Source organism: Stenotrophomonas sp. Steno-C18 (genome assembly GCF_056393195.1).
Genome location: NZ_JBWJOX010000005.1, coordinates 208322 through 221874, shown reverse-complemented (window position 1 = coordinate 221874; position 13553 = coordinate 208322). Strand labels below are relative to the sequence as shown.

Annotated in this window: 14 protein-coding genes; 8 read left to right on the top strand and 6 right to left on the bottom strand. The window is 67.8% G+C overall.

Features of this window, described 5'->3' with window-relative positions; translation table 11 throughout:
* Positions 1-84: 84 nt before the first annotated feature.
* The 3 genes from phaR to gluQRS all read right to left on the bottom strand — a co-directional run bounded on the left by phaR (position 85) and on the right by gluQRS (position 2435).
* On the bottom strand, positions 85-669 hold the full coding sequence (gene phaR, locus AC06FE_RS12415; protein WP_165931117.1) for a polyhydroxyalkanoate synthesis repressor PhaR: 585 nt from the start codon (positions 667-669) through the stop codon (positions 85-87).
* Between the two features lie 81 nt (positions 670-750).
* Complete coding sequence (gene phbB, locus AC06FE_RS12410; RefSeq protein ID WP_132862978.1) at positions 751-1491, bottom strand: beta-ketoacyl-ACP reductase; 741 nt, start codon at positions 1489-1491, stop codon at positions 751-753.
* Positions 1492-1547: 56 nt separating this feature from the next.
* Positions 1548-2435, bottom strand: coding sequence for a tRNA glutamyl-Q(34) synthetase GluQRS (gluQRS, locus tag AC06FE_RS12405; protein ID WP_478073258.1), 888 nt, complete (start codon positions 2433-2435; stop codon positions 1548-1550).
* 92 nt (positions 2436-2527) lie between these two features.
* Between gluQRS and htpX the strand changes: the two genes are divergently transcribed.
* Complete coding sequence (gene htpX / locus AC06FE_RS12400) at positions 2528-3394, top strand: protease HtpX (protein ID WP_132862979.1); 867 nt, start codon at positions 2528-2530, stop codon at positions 3392-3394.
* 91 nt (positions 3395-3485) lie between these two features.
* On the opposite strand, the gene AC06FE_RS12395 is transcribed toward htpX, so the two are convergent.
* The gene (locus AC06FE_RS12395; protein ID WP_313254606.1) at positions 3486-3872 is read right to left on the bottom strand and encodes a hypothetical protein; all 387 of its coding nucleotides are present in this window, start codon (positions 3870-3872) and stop codon (positions 3486-3488) included.
* 224 nt (positions 3873-4096) lie between these two features.
* Positions 4097-4924, bottom strand: a complete 828-nt coding sequence (locus AC06FE_RS12390) for an inositol monophosphatase family protein (protein ID WP_132862981.1) — start codon at positions 4922-4924, stop codon at positions 4097-4099.
* A gap of 120 nt (positions 4925-5044) precedes the next feature.
* On the opposite strand from AC06FE_RS12390, the gene AC06FE_RS12385 reads away from it, so the two are divergent.
* The 3 genes from AC06FE_RS12385 to AC06FE_RS12375 all read left to right on the top strand — a co-directional run bounded on the left by AC06FE_RS12385 (position 5045) and on the right by AC06FE_RS12375 (position 8929).
* Positions 5045-5803 carry an RNA methyltransferase gene (locus AC06FE_RS12385; protein ID WP_132862982.1) on the top strand — a complete coding sequence of 253 codons (759 nt, stop codon included), beginning with the start codon at positions 5045-5047 and terminating at the stop codon, positions 5801-5803.
* 61 nt (positions 5804-5864) lie between these two features.
* On the top strand, positions 5865-6782 hold the full coding sequence (locus tag AC06FE_RS12380) for a phosphate/phosphite/phosphonate ABC transporter substrate-binding protein (protein ID WP_192286088.1): 918 nt from the start codon (positions 5865-5867) through the stop codon (positions 6780-6782).
* A complete protein-coding gene (locus AC06FE_RS12375; RefSeq protein ID WP_192286087.1) occupies positions 6779-8929 on the top strand; it encodes a putative bifunctional diguanylate cyclase/phosphodiesterase in 2151 nt (716 codons plus the stop codon). Before AC06FE_RS12380 ends, AC06FE_RS12375 begins: the two co-directional genes overlap by 4 nt.
* Positions 8930-8944: 15 nt before the next feature.
* Here AC06FE_RS12375 and epmB read toward each other — a convergent pair whose 3' ends face one another.
* On the bottom strand, positions 8945-9973 hold the full coding sequence (gene epmB, locus AC06FE_RS12370; RefSeq protein ID WP_192286086.1) for an EF-P beta-lysylation protein EpmB: 1029 nt from the start codon (positions 9971-9973) through the stop codon (positions 8945-8947).
* A 100-nt stretch (positions 9974-10073) separates the two neighbouring features.
* Between epmB and efp the strand changes: the two genes are divergently transcribed.
* The 4 genes from efp (at position 10074) to AC06FE_RS12350 (ending at position 13553) form a co-directional block, all read left to right on the top strand.
* A complete protein-coding gene (efp, locus tag AC06FE_RS12365; protein WP_132862986.1) occupies positions 10074-10640 on the top strand; it encodes an elongation factor P in 567 nt (188 codons plus the stop codon).
* Positions 10641-10763: 123 nt separating this feature from the next.
* Entirely contained in the window at positions 10764-12101 is a 1338-nt protein-coding gene (locus AC06FE_RS12360) for a TRZ/ATZ family hydrolase (protein ID WP_478073183.1), read from the top strand.
* 43 nt (positions 12102-12144) lie between these two features.
* Positions 12145-12867, top strand: coding sequence for a bifunctional 2-polyprenyl-6-hydroxyphenol methylase/3-demethylubiquinol 3-O-methyltransferase UbiG (gene ubiG, locus AC06FE_RS12355; RefSeq protein ID WP_313254595.1), 723 nt, complete (start codon positions 12145-12147; stop codon positions 12865-12867).
* Positions 12864-13553, top strand: coding sequence for a phosphoglycolate phosphatase (locus AC06FE_RS12350; protein WP_446541522.1), 690 nt, complete (start codon positions 12864-12866; stop codon positions 13551-13553). Before ubiG ends, AC06FE_RS12350 begins: the two co-directional genes overlap by 4 nt.

Genomic DNA, 13553 nt, shown 5'->3' with positions numbered 1-13553 from the left:
GCCGAATCTGCAAGACGACCTGTGGTCTGCCACACATGAAAAAGGCCGACGCTTGCGTCGGCCTTTTGATCATCCGGCAACGGCTCAGCGGCCGGTGCGGGTCTTGCCGCCGGTGCTCGGCGGCGGGTCGGCCGGCTTGTTGGTGCCGGTGCCCGAGGGGCGGCCGAAACCGGCACCCATGTTGCGCTGGAACTCCTGCCACAGCTCCAGGTTGCGCTCGGTGAGCTGGTTCATCATCGCCCACGGCGTCTGCCCCAGCAGATTGCCCATCTGCTGGCGGAACTGCTGCTGCTGGTCCAGGAACACCTGCATGCTGCGCTCCAGGTAGTTGCCCATGAAGCCCTGCAGCGAGTCGCCGTAGAAACGGATGAGCTGGCTCAGCAGCTGGGTGGACAGCATCGGCTCGCCGTCCTGCTCCTTGTCGGCAATGATCTGCAACAGCACCGACCGGGTCAGGTCCTCACCGCTCTTGGCGTCGCGGACTTCGAACTCCTCGCCGTCGAGGATCAGCTGGCGGACGTCCTCGATGGTGATGTAGCTGGAGATCTCGGTGTCGTAGAGCCGGCGATTCGGATACTTCTTGATGATGCGGGTCGCAGCCATTAAGCAGTCACTCGTCACGGTTAGGTGCGCAGCATGGCGCAGTGCAACAGGGCTTGCAACCGCCAAAAGTACAGGTTGCAAGGCGCGGAAGGATGATTTCTTGTTGCGCAACATGAACCGCCACGTCCTGCAACATGGCGGTCGCGCTTACCAGCCCATGTGGTGGCCGCCGTTGACGTCCAGGTTGGAGCCGGTGATCCAGGCCGCTTCCTCGGCGACCAGGAAGGCCACCGCATAGGCGATTTCCTCTGGCTTGCCGAGGCGTCCGGTCGGGATGTCGGCCACGATCTTGGCGCGCACCTCCTCTGGCACGGCCATCACCATGTCGGTGGCCACGTAGCCGGGCGAGATGGTGTTGACGGTGATGCCGAAGCCGGCGTTCTCGCGCGCCAGGGAAATGGTGAAGCCGTGCATGCCGGCCTTGGCCGCGGCGTAGTTGGCCTGCCCGTACTGGCCCTTCAGGCCATTGATCGAACTGATCTGGATGACCCGGCCCCAGCCACGCTTGCGCATGCCCTCGATCACCGGGCGGGTGATGTTGAACACCGAGTTGAGGTTGGTGTTGATCACCTCGTGCCACTGCTCGGCACTCATGCGGTGGAAGGTGGTATCGCGGGTGATGCCGGCGTTGTTGACCAGGATCTCGACCGGGCCGAGGCTGGCTTCCACCGCTTCGACCAGCGTCCGCCCACTGGTGGGGTCGGCCACGTCGCCCTCGAACAGGGCGATGTCGTAGCCCCGCTCGCGCATCTGCCGTTGCCACTGTTGCGCCTTCTCGGCGTTGCGGAAATTGGTGGCGACTCGATGGCCCTGGTCGGCCAGGCGTTGGCAGATGGCGGTACCAATGCCGCCGGTACCACCGGTGACCAGTGCGACGCGGGATGTCATGGGCAAGTGCTCCAGGGCGAAAGCGCGGGGAGCCGATGATTCTAATGAAACTGCGGTCAGCCCGGGGGCGATTCCGGGACGATGAACGAGGCTTTCTGCAGGAGCGCGGGGTTGAACCCGGCGGCGGCATGCTGCAGCAGCTCGCCGACGCTGCCTGCAGCATCCAGTGCAGCATCGGCCTGGCCCAGTGCCGACCACAGCCAGCGCAGGGTGGGCAGCGGGTCGGCGGCATCGACCGGCCTTGCGGCCAGCGACTTGGACAGCTTGTGGCCACTGGCATCGAGCAGCAGCGGCAGGTGCAGGTAGCGCGGGGTCGCCACACCCAGCGCCCGTTGCAGCAGGATCTGGCGCGGGGTGGAATCGATCAGGTCGAGGCCGCGCACCACGTCGGTGATGCCCTGCTCGGCATCGTCCACCACCACCGCCAGCTGGTAGGCCCAGCAACCGTCGGCGCGCAGCAGGACGAAGTCACCGACCTCCCGGTCCACCTGCTGGGTGAATGGCCCCTGCAGGCCATCCTGGAACATCACCCGGCTGCCGTCGGCTACCCGCAGCCGGACGGCCGGGTGGGGGCGTAGCTGGTGGGCCGCGCAATGCCGGTGAATGCCCTGCTGGCCGGCCAGGTCGCTACGGCTGCAATGGCAGGCAAAGGCCTTGCCCTCGGCCAGCAGGCGGTCGAGGGCGGCCTGGTACAGCCGATGGCGACGGCTCTGGTACTGGATGGGGCCATCGGCGTGCAGGCCGAATGCGGCGAGCGTGGCCAGCTGGGCATCAGCGGCGCCGGCGACCTCGCGTGGCGGGTCCACGTCCTCGATGCGTACCCGCCATTCACCCCCCGCATGGCGGGCCAGCAGCCAACTGCCGAACGCAGCCAGCAGCGAGCCAAGATGGAGCGGGCCGGTCGGGGAAGGGGCGAAGCGCCCGCGGTAGGGAATGGAGGACATCGAAGCTGAATCGTCGGTCAGATTCACGCTTGAATTCAAGCGTTGGCCCCCGCAGATTTAACTCACTTTTTCATCCTCACGGATTGTTTCCCATGTTTACCCGAATCGGGCTGTTCCTGATGACCAACTTCGCGGTGCTGATCTTGGCCAGCATCGTGATGTCGCTGCTGGGCGTGAACTCGGCGCAGATGAGCGGCCTGCTGGTCATGGCCGCGATCTTCGGCTTTGGTGGTTCCATCATTTCGCTGCTGCTGTCCAAGTTCATGGCCAAGCGCGGCACCGGCGCGGTGGTCATCACCGAGCCGCGCAACGCCACCGAGCGCTGGCTGCTGGATACCGTGGCCCGCCAGGCCAAGGCCGCGGGCATCGGCATGCCGGAAGTGGCGGTGTACGACGCCCCGGAGATCAACGCCTTCGCCACCGGCGCCAACCGCAACAACGCGCTGGTGGCGGTGTCCACCGGCCTGCTGCACAACATGAGCGAGGACGAGGCCGAAGCCGTACTGGGCCACGAGATCGCGCACGTGGCCAACGGCGACATGATCACCATGGCCCTGCTGCAGGGCGTGCTGAACACCTTCGTGATCGTGTTGGCCCGCGTGGTCGGCGGCGTGATCGACAGCGCGCTGTCGGGCAACCGCGAGGGCGGTGGGCGTGGTTTTGCCTACTACATCATCGTGTTCGTGCTGGAGATGGTGTTTGGCCTGGGCGCGACGGTCATCGCGATGTGGTTCTCGCGCCACCGCGAGTTCCGTGCCGACCATGGTGGTGCCTCGCTGGCTGGCCGCCAGAAGATGATCGCCGCGCTGGAGCGCCTGAAGCTCAACCATGGCCAGAGCACGCTGCCGACGCAGATCGCGGCCTTCGGCATCGCCGGCGCCACCGCCAGGAAGCTGTTCATGAGCCACCCGCCGCTGGAAGAGCGCATCGCCGCGCTGAAGGCATCCACGGTCGCCTGAGTGCTTGAACAACCGTCGTGAAGCAGAACGCCCGGCCAACGCCGGGCGTTCTGTTTTGTTGCGCCGATGCCGGGCCCGGCATCGGCACCGGTCATGGCCCGGTGGGCGAGCGCCTCACATTGCGCAGGCCGTTCGCATCCAGCACCGCGAGCACCTCGTCAGTGTCCTCGTCGACGAACAGGAGCTTGCCGGAGGGCGCGTCGGTGCTGCCAGTCAGGATATAGGCGGTGCAGTGTGCAAGCAGTTGCTGGAACTCGGGCGGGAGCTGGTTCCAGGTATCCACGGTCAGCACGGTGCCACCACGGGCGGTGGTGTGCCGGAGATCGAGCAGGCCGGTCCGCCGGGCCGAATCGATCTGTTCCTTGCACATGGGGATGGCCTGCGGGGGAAAGGGGGCCGGCGGGTCCGCCGGTTCCTGCCCACATGCGCTGTTCAGCGCCGCCAGGCTGGCAATGATGCAGATGAACGATCGTTTCATGGCTCCTCCCTGATCTTGAACGGTGCCTGTTTCACGGCGGCACGTCGGTATCGTAGCCAGAACCTCGCGTGTTCCGGTACCCCGACGCTGCGTGGCAGGAAGGGGGGGGCGCAGGGCCCTGCGCGGCGCGACGTTCCCGGCAGTGCCCTGGCGCGCTCTACAGGCCGCGCAAACAGAAACGGCACCCTTGTGGGTGCCGTTTGCGGTGTGCAGCTCCAGGGCGATCAGAACTTCGGATCGAACTCGGCGGCATAGCCGGTGTTGACGATCACCTGCTGCAGGGCTTCGCAGACCTTGATGTTGCCGGCGACCACCTGCTGGGTTTCCGGGCCCTTGTCGTCCATGCGTGCCAGGGTGGCGCCGCGGTAGTTGCAGACCTTGCCGCCGGCTTCGCGGACCAGCAGCACGCCGGCGGCGATGTCCCAGGCCTTCACGCCGGCCTCGAAATAGGCATCGGCGCGGCCGCAGGCCACGTAGGCCAGGTCCAGTGCCGCCGAACCCACGCGACGCACGTCTTCGGCCTGCACCAGCAGGGCGTCGACGGTCTTGAGCTGGGCGCTGGCACGGGCGCGCTCGCGCGGGGCAAAGCCGGTGTGGACCATCGCGCCGGCCAGGTCCTTGCGGTCGCTGACGCGGATGCGGCGGTCGTTGAGCACGGCGCCGGCCCCCTTGGAGGCGGTGAACAGCTCGTTGCGCAGCGGGTCGAAGATGACCGCGTCGGTCGGCTCGCCGTTCTCCACCAGCGCGATGGACACGCAGTAATGCGGGAAGCCGTGCAGGTAGTTGCTGGTGCCGTCGAGCGGGTCGATCACCCACATCTGGCGGCCGCTGCCCTGCACGCCGCCCTCTTCACCGAGGATGCCGTAGCTGGGGTAGGCGCGCTTGAGTTCCTTGATGATCACCTTTTCCGCATCGCCATCGACTTCGCTGGCGTAATCCATCCGACCCTTCTGCACCACGTTGAGCGCTTCGAGCTTGTTGATGTTGCGGAGCAGGACGTTGCCGGCGAGGCGGGCGGCCTTGACCATGACGGTGACGGCGGGTTTCTGCATGGCGTAAGGCTCCCGTGAAGGCAGAGATCGGATTGGCGGGGGAAAAGAGCAGGTCCGGCGCACTGGCCGGCCGCGCAGTTTACCATTCGCAGCTGTCCCGTTCCTGATTTTTTATAAACCATGCCTGCTTCCACCCGTATCCGTTTCGTCCTTGTTGGTACCCAGCACCCTGGGAACATCGGTGCTGCCGCCCGCGCGATGAAGACGATGGGGCTGGCCCGGCTGGTGCTGGTGGCCCCGGAAAAGCCATTGGACGAGGTGGCGTTGCGCCGCTCGGCCGGTGCCGAGGACCTGCTCGGTGACGCCCCGGTGTTCGCGACCCTGGCCGAGGCCGTGGCCGACTGCCGGTTGGTGCTGGGCTGCACGGCGCGCTCGCGCCGGGTCCAGTTGGAGGAGCTGCTGCCGGAAGTGGCCGGGCAGCGCGCCGTGGCCAAGGCCAGCGAGGAGGGCGGGGAGGTGGCTTTTGTGTTCGGCCGTGAGCGGACCGGCCTGACCAACGAGGAACTGCAGCTGTGCCACCTGGCCGTGCACATCCCCTCCAACCCGGAGTTCAGCTCGCTGAACCTGGCCGCCGCGGTGCAGGTGCTGGCCTACGAGGTGCGCATGGCCGTGCTGGAAGGCCAGGCGCAGCCGGAACGGGAGCCCGGCTACGGCGAGGCGCCGGCCAGCCATGCCCAGCTCGAAGGGTTGTTCGGGCAGTTCGGCGAAACCCTGGATGCGATCGATTTCCACAAGGGCCGTGCGCCGGAATCGGCCCTGCGCAAGCTGCGCCGCCTGTTCATGAAGGCCGACCTGTCCGAGCAGGAGGTACGCCTGCTGCGGGGGATCCTGGCCGACGCGCAGCGGATGGCGCGCCTGGCGTCCGAAGGGCGTAACTGAGAAGTACATCACGTTGCAATATTTCCGGTACGCTTGACGGATCAACAGGGGAGTTGCCGTTTTGCGTGTGTTTCGATGGCTTTGGGGAGCCGTGCTGGTGGCTGCTGTCCTGCAGCCGCTGGAAGGAAGCGCGGTGGAGCGTTCGGTGCTGGTACTGGGGCGGATCAGCGATGATCCGAAGGCCCACTACGACCAGCTCAAGCCGTTGCTGGACTACGTCGTGCCACGGATGCGCGAGGTCGGGATCGTCGAAGGACGCATCCTGATGGCCCGGGACGCGCAGCAGATGAGCAGCTACCTGCGTCGCGGACGGGTGGACTGGGTCACCGAGACCTCGGGGACGGCCATGGCGCTGCAGCAGCGCGCCCAGGCGCAGCCACTGCTGTTGACCGAGCGCAACGGCGTGAGCGCCTACCACTGTGTCTTCTTCGTGCGCCGCGACAGCCCCATCCAGACGCTGGACGACCTCAAGGGCCGGACCCTGGCACTGCAGAGCACGCTTTCAACCAGCGCCTACCTGGTGCCGGCGATGGAGCTGCTGCAGCACGGCGTGCCACCAGAAATCCTGCTCACTCCGCAGGACGCGCCCGCCGCCGACGCGGTGGGCTACGTGTTCGCCCGGTCGGAGCTGAACATCTCCACCTATGTACACAAGCGGGTGGTCGATGCCGGTGCGTTCAGCAGCATTGACTGGGCCGACGACCATGCCATGCCGGTGGCCTTCCGCCAGGACCTGCGGGTGATCTACCGCAGCGAGCCGATCCCGCGCGCGGTGGAGATGGTGCGGGGCGACCTGGAACCGGCGGTCCGCGAACGCCTGCGGGCGGTCCTGCTCGAGGCCAGTGGCGACCCGTTGGCCGGTCCGGCGCTGGTCAAGTTTTTCGGCACCACCGGGTTCCATCCGGTGGACGCGGACAGTCAGCGCGCCCTCGACCGGCTGCGCAACGGCCTGGCACGGGTCAGGATGGAAGTCGAATGAACACTCCCCGTTTTGGCCTGCGCGCACGCTTCATGCTGGCTGCCGGCGGTGCATTGCTGGTCGTGCTGCTGCTGGTGGTGCTGATGCTGACCCGGCAGGCGGCGGTACAGAAGGAAGTGCTGCGCAGCAGTGGCGAGGTGGTCAGCCAGGTGTTCGACCAGAGCGTGCGCGAGCGCGGCACCGCGCTGGCCAATGCGCTGGCCGAGGCCCTGGTCAACCCGTTGTACTACTCCGACCTGTCGGCGATCGGCACGCTGGTACGCAACACCGCCGGCCAGAAGTCGGTCAGCTATGTGCTGGTGCACGACCACGAGGGGCGGCTGATCCACGACGGTTCGTTCGACGTGGCCGGCTACGGCCAGGCCATGTCCGACCCGTTGGCGGAGGCGGCGGTGCGGGCCGACCGGATGCTGGTGCAGAGCTCGCCGTCGATCCTGGAAGTGGATTTGCCGATCCATATCGGCGACCAGCGGCTGGGTGGGGTGCGGGTCGGCATGGAACTGGCACCGGTGCGCGTGCAGGAGGCGGTGGCGATGCAGGCGCTGGCCGCGCGCATGGAGGACGCGCGTAGCCGGCAGATGGGCTGGATCTATGCGCTGATGGCGCTGCTGGTCGGTTTCGCCGTGGTGATGATGATCTACGTGCAGCGCACGCTGGTGCAGCCGATCCGCTGGCTGGGCGATGCCGCGCAGCGGATCGAGCGCGGTGACTACCGGATCAACGTGCAGGCCACCGCGCGGCGCGACGAGGTGGGTGAGCTGCTGCGCACCTTCGACCGGATGAGCCAGAGCATCGCCCGGCATGATCGCGAAGTCCGGCAGATGGCCTATACCGACGCGTTGACCGGGCTGACCAACCGCCTGGCGTTCCGCGAGGCGCTGGACCACCGGCTGGCCAAGGCCAAGTCGGCCAACCATGGGCTGGCGTTGCTGTTCATCGACATCGACGAGTTCAAGCGGGTCAACGACACGCTCGGCCACGAGGCCGGCGACGACGCCCTGCTGCAGTTCGCCCAGCGCATCGCCGCAGCGGTGGACCAGGAGGGCGGCGAGGATGCCCTGTTGGCCCGGTTCGGTGGCGATGAGTTCGTCATCTTGATCGACAGCGGCGAGCGCATCGTGGCCGAGACCGCCACCCGGCTGGCCGAGCGGCTGGTGCTGGAACTGGGGCGTCCGCTGCAGGTACAGCGCCGCGAGATCTTCCTGGGCAGCTCGATCGGCATCACCCTGTTCCCCGAGGACGCGGTGGATGCCACGGCGCTGTTGAAGAACGGCGACATCGCCATGTACCAGGCCAAGCTGGCCGGCAAGAACTGCTTCCGCTACTACAACCGGGCGATGGACCATGCGGTCGAGCGGCGCCTGCACCTGGAGCAGGAACTGCGCGGCGCCTGGGGCCGGGACGAGCTGCGGCTGGTGTACCAGCCGATCTTCCGTACCCGCGACCGGGTGCTGGCGGGCGTAGAGGTGCTGCTGCGTTGGGATCACCCGACGCTGGGCGCGATCGCGCCGTCGGTGTTCATCGATGTGGCCGAACAGAGCGGCCTGATCCAGGCGCTCGGCCCCAAGGTGCTGCGCCTGGCCTGCGAGCAGGCCACGCAGTGGCCGCGCAACCACCTGGGCGAGGAGTTGTTCATCTCGGTCAACGTCTCGCCGCGGCAGCTGCGCAACGGCGACCTGGTGTCGGAGGTGGAGAACAGCCTGCATGCCTCGGGTCTGTCTGCCTCGCGCCTGCACCTGGAACTGACCGAAACCGCGGTGATCGGCGACGAGATGCTGGCCGTGTCGCTGCTGGAGAAGCTGCACCGGGCCGGGGTCAAGGTCTGGCTGGACGACTTCGGCACCGGCTTCTCGGGCCTGAGCCACCTGCGCCAGGTGCCGGTGGACGGGGTCAAGATCGACCGCAGCTTCGTCGCCGAGATGGAACGCGACCCGGACGACCTGGCGCTGACCACGGCGATCATCGCCATGGCGCATGCACTGGGCATCACCGTGGTGGCCGAGGGCGTGGAGCAGGAGGCGCAGTTCGAACTGCTCAGCCAGCGCGGCTGCGACCTGGTCCAGGGGTACTGGTTGGGCCGACCGGTGGAAGCCGGCGAGCTGGTGCGGATGCTGCGCCCGGGGCCGCAGGCGCTGGCCGCCGACTGACCGGCGGCGGCTGGCTCAGAGCGGTCGCTTGCTGGTGTCGCCGGCGATCTCGCGCACCAGCTTGGGTACCAGGTACCCGGACAGCCGCGCCATCAGCCCGGCATGCAGGGCCAGGGCTTGTTCGTCGCTGACCTCGAAGTGGGCTACGCCCTGCACGCGGTCGAGCTGGTGCAGGTAATAGGGCAGTACGCCGGCGGCGAAACTGCGCTCGCTCAGCGCCGCCAGGCTGTCCAGGTCGTCGTTGATCCCACGCAGCAGCACGGCCTGGTTCAGCAACTGGGCGCCGGTGCCGCGCAGGCGCGCCAGCGCGGTGTCCACGCTGGCATCGAATTCGTTGGCATGGTTGGCATGGATGACGAAGGCCACCGGCCAGGGCAGGGCCGCCAGCCATTGCACCAGGCTGTCGTCCACGCGTTCGGGCAGCACCACCGGCAGGCGGCTGTGGATGCGCAGGCGCTTGAGGTGCGGGATCGCGGCCAATGCGTCGGTCAGCTCGGCCAGCTTGGAGGTGGCCAGTGACAGCGGGTCGCCGCCGCTGAGGATGACCTCGTCGATGCCGGCATCAGCGGCGATGGCATCGATGGCCTCCTGCCAGCCGCCCTTCGCCGCGTTCTCGCCGGCGTAGTCGAAATGGCGGCGGAAGCAGTAACGGCAGTGGATCGCGCAGCTGCCGGTGGCCACCAGCAGGGCACGGCCACGGTACTTCTGGATCACCCCGGTGGCCTTGCGGGCATCGCCGTCGCCCACCGCGTCGAAACTGAACCCGGGCACCACCTGCATCTCGGCATCGATGGGCAGCACCTGCCGCAGCAGCGGGTCGGCCGGGTCGGCTGGGCGCATCCGGGCCACGAAACCGCGCGGCACCCGCAACGGGAACTGCGCCAGCGCCTGCGCTGAAACGCCCAGGTCTTCGGCCCCCAGGCCGAGCAGGGCCAGCAGCTCCGCCGGGTCGCGGATGGCCTGCCGCCAGTGGGCCTGCCACCGGTCGGCAGGCAGGGGCAGGACGGCTTTTTCTGGAGTGCGGGCGGGGGCTGCGGTTATCATTGGCGGTCAGAAAAACAGATACCCCGCCTGCTGGCGGGCCTTCCATTCTAATCCGGCCGGCCAATGAACGCGCCGGTTTTGCTACCTCAGGAGTTTTTGCATGGCCGCTTACGGCATGAATGACGTCAAGAACGGGATGAAGATCCTGGTCAACAACCAACCGGCGGTCATCATCGACACCGAGTACGTCAAGCCGGGCAAGGGCCAGGCATTCACCCGCGTGAAGTACCGCCTGATCAAGGACGGCCGCACGCAGGAAATCACCATGAAGTCGACCGATTCGCTGGATGCGGCCGACGTCGTGGACACCGACATGAACTACATGTACAGCGACGGCGAGTTCTGGCACTTCATGGACCCGGAAACCTTCGAGCAGGTGCAGGCGACCAAGGCCGGCATGGGCGGCGCCGAAAAGTGGCTCAAGGGCGAGGAATCCTGCGTGGTCACCCTGTGGAACGGTGAGCCGATCGCCGTGCAGCCGCCGAACTTCGTCGAGCTGAAGATCACCGAGACCGACCCGGGCGTGCGCGGTGACACCTCCGGCGGCGGCGGCAAGCCGGCCACCCTGGAAACCGGCGCCGTGGTCCGCGTGCCGCTGTTCGTCAGCCAGGATGAAGTGATCCGCGTCGATACCCGCTCCGGCGAATATTCGGCCCGCGTCAAGTAAGCAACACGATGCAGGCGCCGCCACCCGTTGCCGCACAGCCTCGCGCTGCCGGTGGCGGGGATGCGGCGCCTGTTCGCATCCGGCCGCTGCGCCGGTTTGTCATGGCAACAGATGGTGACCCCCGTGAGTGACGCCCAACCCCAGCAATGTGACCTCCTGATCGAAGCCGGCCATGTGGTCCCGGTCGAGCCGCACGCGGTGGTGCTGGAAGACCACGCGGTCGCGGTGAGCGACGGCCGGATCGTGGCGATCCTGCCGCGTGCGCAGGCACGGGCCCGTTTTGCCGCGAAGCAGGTGGTTTCGCGTCCGGACGCGGCGCTGATCCCGGGCCTGGTCAACGCGCACACCCACAACCCGATGACGCTGCTGCGAGGCGTGGCCGACGACCTGCCACTGATGACCTGGCTGCGCGAGCACATCTGGCCGGTGGAAGCGGCGGTGATCGGCCCGGAATTCGTCGCCGACGGCACCACCCTGGCGATCGCCGAGATGCTGCGTGGCGGCACCACCTGCGCCAACGAGAACTACTTCTTCGCCGACGTGCAGGCCGCGGTCTACAAGAAGCATGGCTTCCGCGCGCTGGTGGGCTCGGTGATCATCGACTTCCCCAGTGCCTGGGCCAGGACCGACGACGAGTACTTCGCCCGTGCCACCGAACTGCACGACCAGTGGCGCGACGACCCGCTGATCGGCACCGCCTTCGCGCCGCACGCGCCGTACACGGTCAGTGACGCCAACTTCGAGCGGGTGCGGATGCTGTCCGACCAGCTGGACGTGCGCGTGCACCTGCACACGCACGAGACCGCGCAGGAGATCACCGATTCGATCCAGCTGCACGGCCAGCGCCCGCTGGCGCGCCTGGACCGGCTGGGGCTGGTCAACGAGCGCCTGATCGCGGTGCACATGACCCAGCTCACCGACGCCGAGATCCACCTGTGTGCCGAGCGCGGCGTGAGCGTGGTGCATTGCCCGGAGTCGAACCTGAAACTGGCCTCCGGTTTCTGCCCGGCCTGCGCGCTGGTGCGGGCCGGGGTCAACCTGGCCATCGGTACCGACGGCTGCGCCAGCAACAACGACCTGGACATGTTCAGCGAGAACCGCACCGCGGCCATCCTGGCCAAGGCCGTGGCCAACGACGCCACTGCGCTGGACGCGGCGACCACGCTGCGTGCGGCCACCCTGGGCGGCGCACGCGCGCTGGGCTTCGGCGAGCAGATCGGCTCGATCGAAGTCGGCAAGCAGGCCGACCTGGTCTGCGTGGACCTGTCAGCGCTGGAAACCCAGCCGCTGCACCACGTGCTGTCGCAGCTGGTCTATGCCGTTGGCCGCCATCAGGTCAGCGACGTGTGGATCGCCGGCAAGCCCAAGCTGGTCCAGCGCGAGCTGGTCGGCATGGACGTGCAGGCGATCACCGCCAACACCCGCCAGTGGCGCGACCGCATCCGTAACATCCGCGCCTGATGGCGCCACCGGGCCGCGCAGGCGGCCCCATGAGGACACCGCAATGAGTGCATCTACCGCCTCCACCAATTTCGATCAGGCCGAACTGGACAAGTTCGCCGCGCTGGCCAACCGCTGGTGGGACGCCGACGGCCCGCAGAAGCCGTTGCACGCCCTGAACCCGGTGCGCCTGCAGTACGTGGCCGACCGCGCGACGCTGCGCGGCGCCAAGGTGCTGGACATCGGCTGCGGTGGCGGCCTGCTCAGCGAGGCCCTGGCCAAGGAAGGGGCACGGGTGACCGCGATCGACCTGGCGCCGGAGCTGGTCAAGGTGGCGCGCCTGCATGGCCTGGAGTCGGGCGTGCAGGTGGACTACCGCGTGCAGGCCGCCGAGGACCTAGCCGCCGAGCAGCCGGGCGGCTTCGACGTGGTGACCTGCATGGAGATGCTGGAGCACGTGCCGGACCCGGGGGCGATCATCGCCGCCTGTCAGCGCCTGCTGCGTCCGGGCGGCAAGCTGTTCCTGTCCACCATCAACCGCACCCCGGCCGCGTTCGCGGTGGCGGTGGTGGGCGCGGAGTACATCGCCCGCCTGCTGCCCAAGGGCACGCATCACTACCAGGAATTCATCAAGCCGGCCGAGCTGGGCGCCTGGTTGCGCCAGGCCGACCTGCAGCTGCAGGACGTCAGCGGCATGGCCTACGAGCCGTGGCGCAACCGCGCGCGCCTGAGCAGCCGCACCGACATCAACTACCTGGCCTACGCGGTCAAGCCGGACCAGGCATGACTGCTCCCCGGTTCCCGGCGGCGGTGCTGTTCGACCTGGACGGCACCTTGCTGGACAGCGCTCCGGACTTCGTCGCCACCGTCAATGCCATGCGCCAGGCGCGCAACATGGACGGGGTCGCGCTGGAACAGCTGCGGCCGGTGGTTTCCAAGGGGTCGCGGGCGATGCTGGCGGTGGCTTTCCCGCACATGGCCGAGAGCGAGCGGCATGCGCTGGTGCCGGAATTCCTTGACCTGTACGAATCACTGATCGGCCGGCACGCGCGGGTGTTCGACGGCGTCGAATCGCTGCTGCGCACGCTGGAGCAGGCCGGTTGCGTGTGGGGCATCGTCACAAACAAGCCGGAGTACCTGGCCCGGCAGATCCTGCCGCAGCTGGGTTGGGAGCAGCGCTGCGCGGTGCTCATCGGCGGCGACACGCTGGCCGAACGCAAGCCGCACCCGTTGCCGCTGCAGGTGGCTGCCCAGCAGATCCAGGTGGCAGCGGCGGCCTGCGTGTACGTCGGCGACGACGAGCGCGACATCGTCGCCGCGCGCGCGGCGGGCATGCCGTCGGTGGCCGCGTTGTGGGGCTACCGACTGGACCACGACGATCCGGCCAGCTGGCAGGCCGACCAGTATTGCGAGCTGCCGCAGCAGCTCTGGCAGGCGGACGCATGGCCGCTGACCCGACGGGCTTCGGCCTGA

Bases quoted from the DNA above. Each gene is read 5' to 3' on its own strand.
- epmB (WP_192286086.1), bottom strand. From the start codon at position 9,973: ATGATAACCGCAGCCCCCGCCCGCACTCCAGAAAAAGCCGTCCTGCCC.
- AC06FE_RS12385 (WP_132862982.1), top strand. From the start codon at position 5,045: ATGCCTGCTTCCACCCGTATCCGTTTCGTCCTTGTTGGTACCCAGCAC.
- gluQRS (WP_478073258.1), bottom strand. From the start codon at position 2,435: ATGTCCTCCATTCCCTACCGCGGGCGCTTCGCCCCTTCCCCGACCGGC.
- ubiG (WP_313254595.1), top strand. From the start codon at position 12,145: ATGAGTGCATCTACCGCCTCCACCAATTTCGATCAGGCCGAACTGGAC.
- AC06FE_RS12350 (WP_446541522.1), top strand. From the start codon at position 12,864: ATGACTGCTCCCCGGTTCCCGGCGGCGGTGCTGTTCGACCTGGACGGC.
- phbB (WP_132862978.1), bottom strand. From the start codon at position 1,491: ATGACATCCCGCGTCGCACTGGTCACCGGTGGTACCGGCGGCATTGGT.
- AC06FE_RS12390 (WP_132862981.1), bottom strand. From the start codon at position 4,924: ATGCAGAAACCCGCCGTCACCGTCATGGTCAAGGCCGCCCGCCTCGCC.
- htpX (WP_132862979.1), top strand. From the start codon at position 2,528: ATGTTTACCCGAATCGGGCTGTTCCTGATGACCAACTTCGCGGTGCTG.
- AC06FE_RS12395 (WP_313254606.1), bottom strand. From the start codon at position 3,872: ATGAAACGATCGTTCATCTGCATCATTGCCAGCCTGGCGGCGCTGAAC.
- efp (WP_132862986.1), top strand. From the start codon at position 10,074: ATGGCCGCTTACGGCATGAATGACGTCAAGAACGGGATGAAGATCCTG.
- AC06FE_RS12375 (WP_192286087.1), top strand. From the start codon at position 6,779: ATGAACACTCCCCGTTTTGGCCTGCGCGCACGCTTCATGCTGGCTGCC.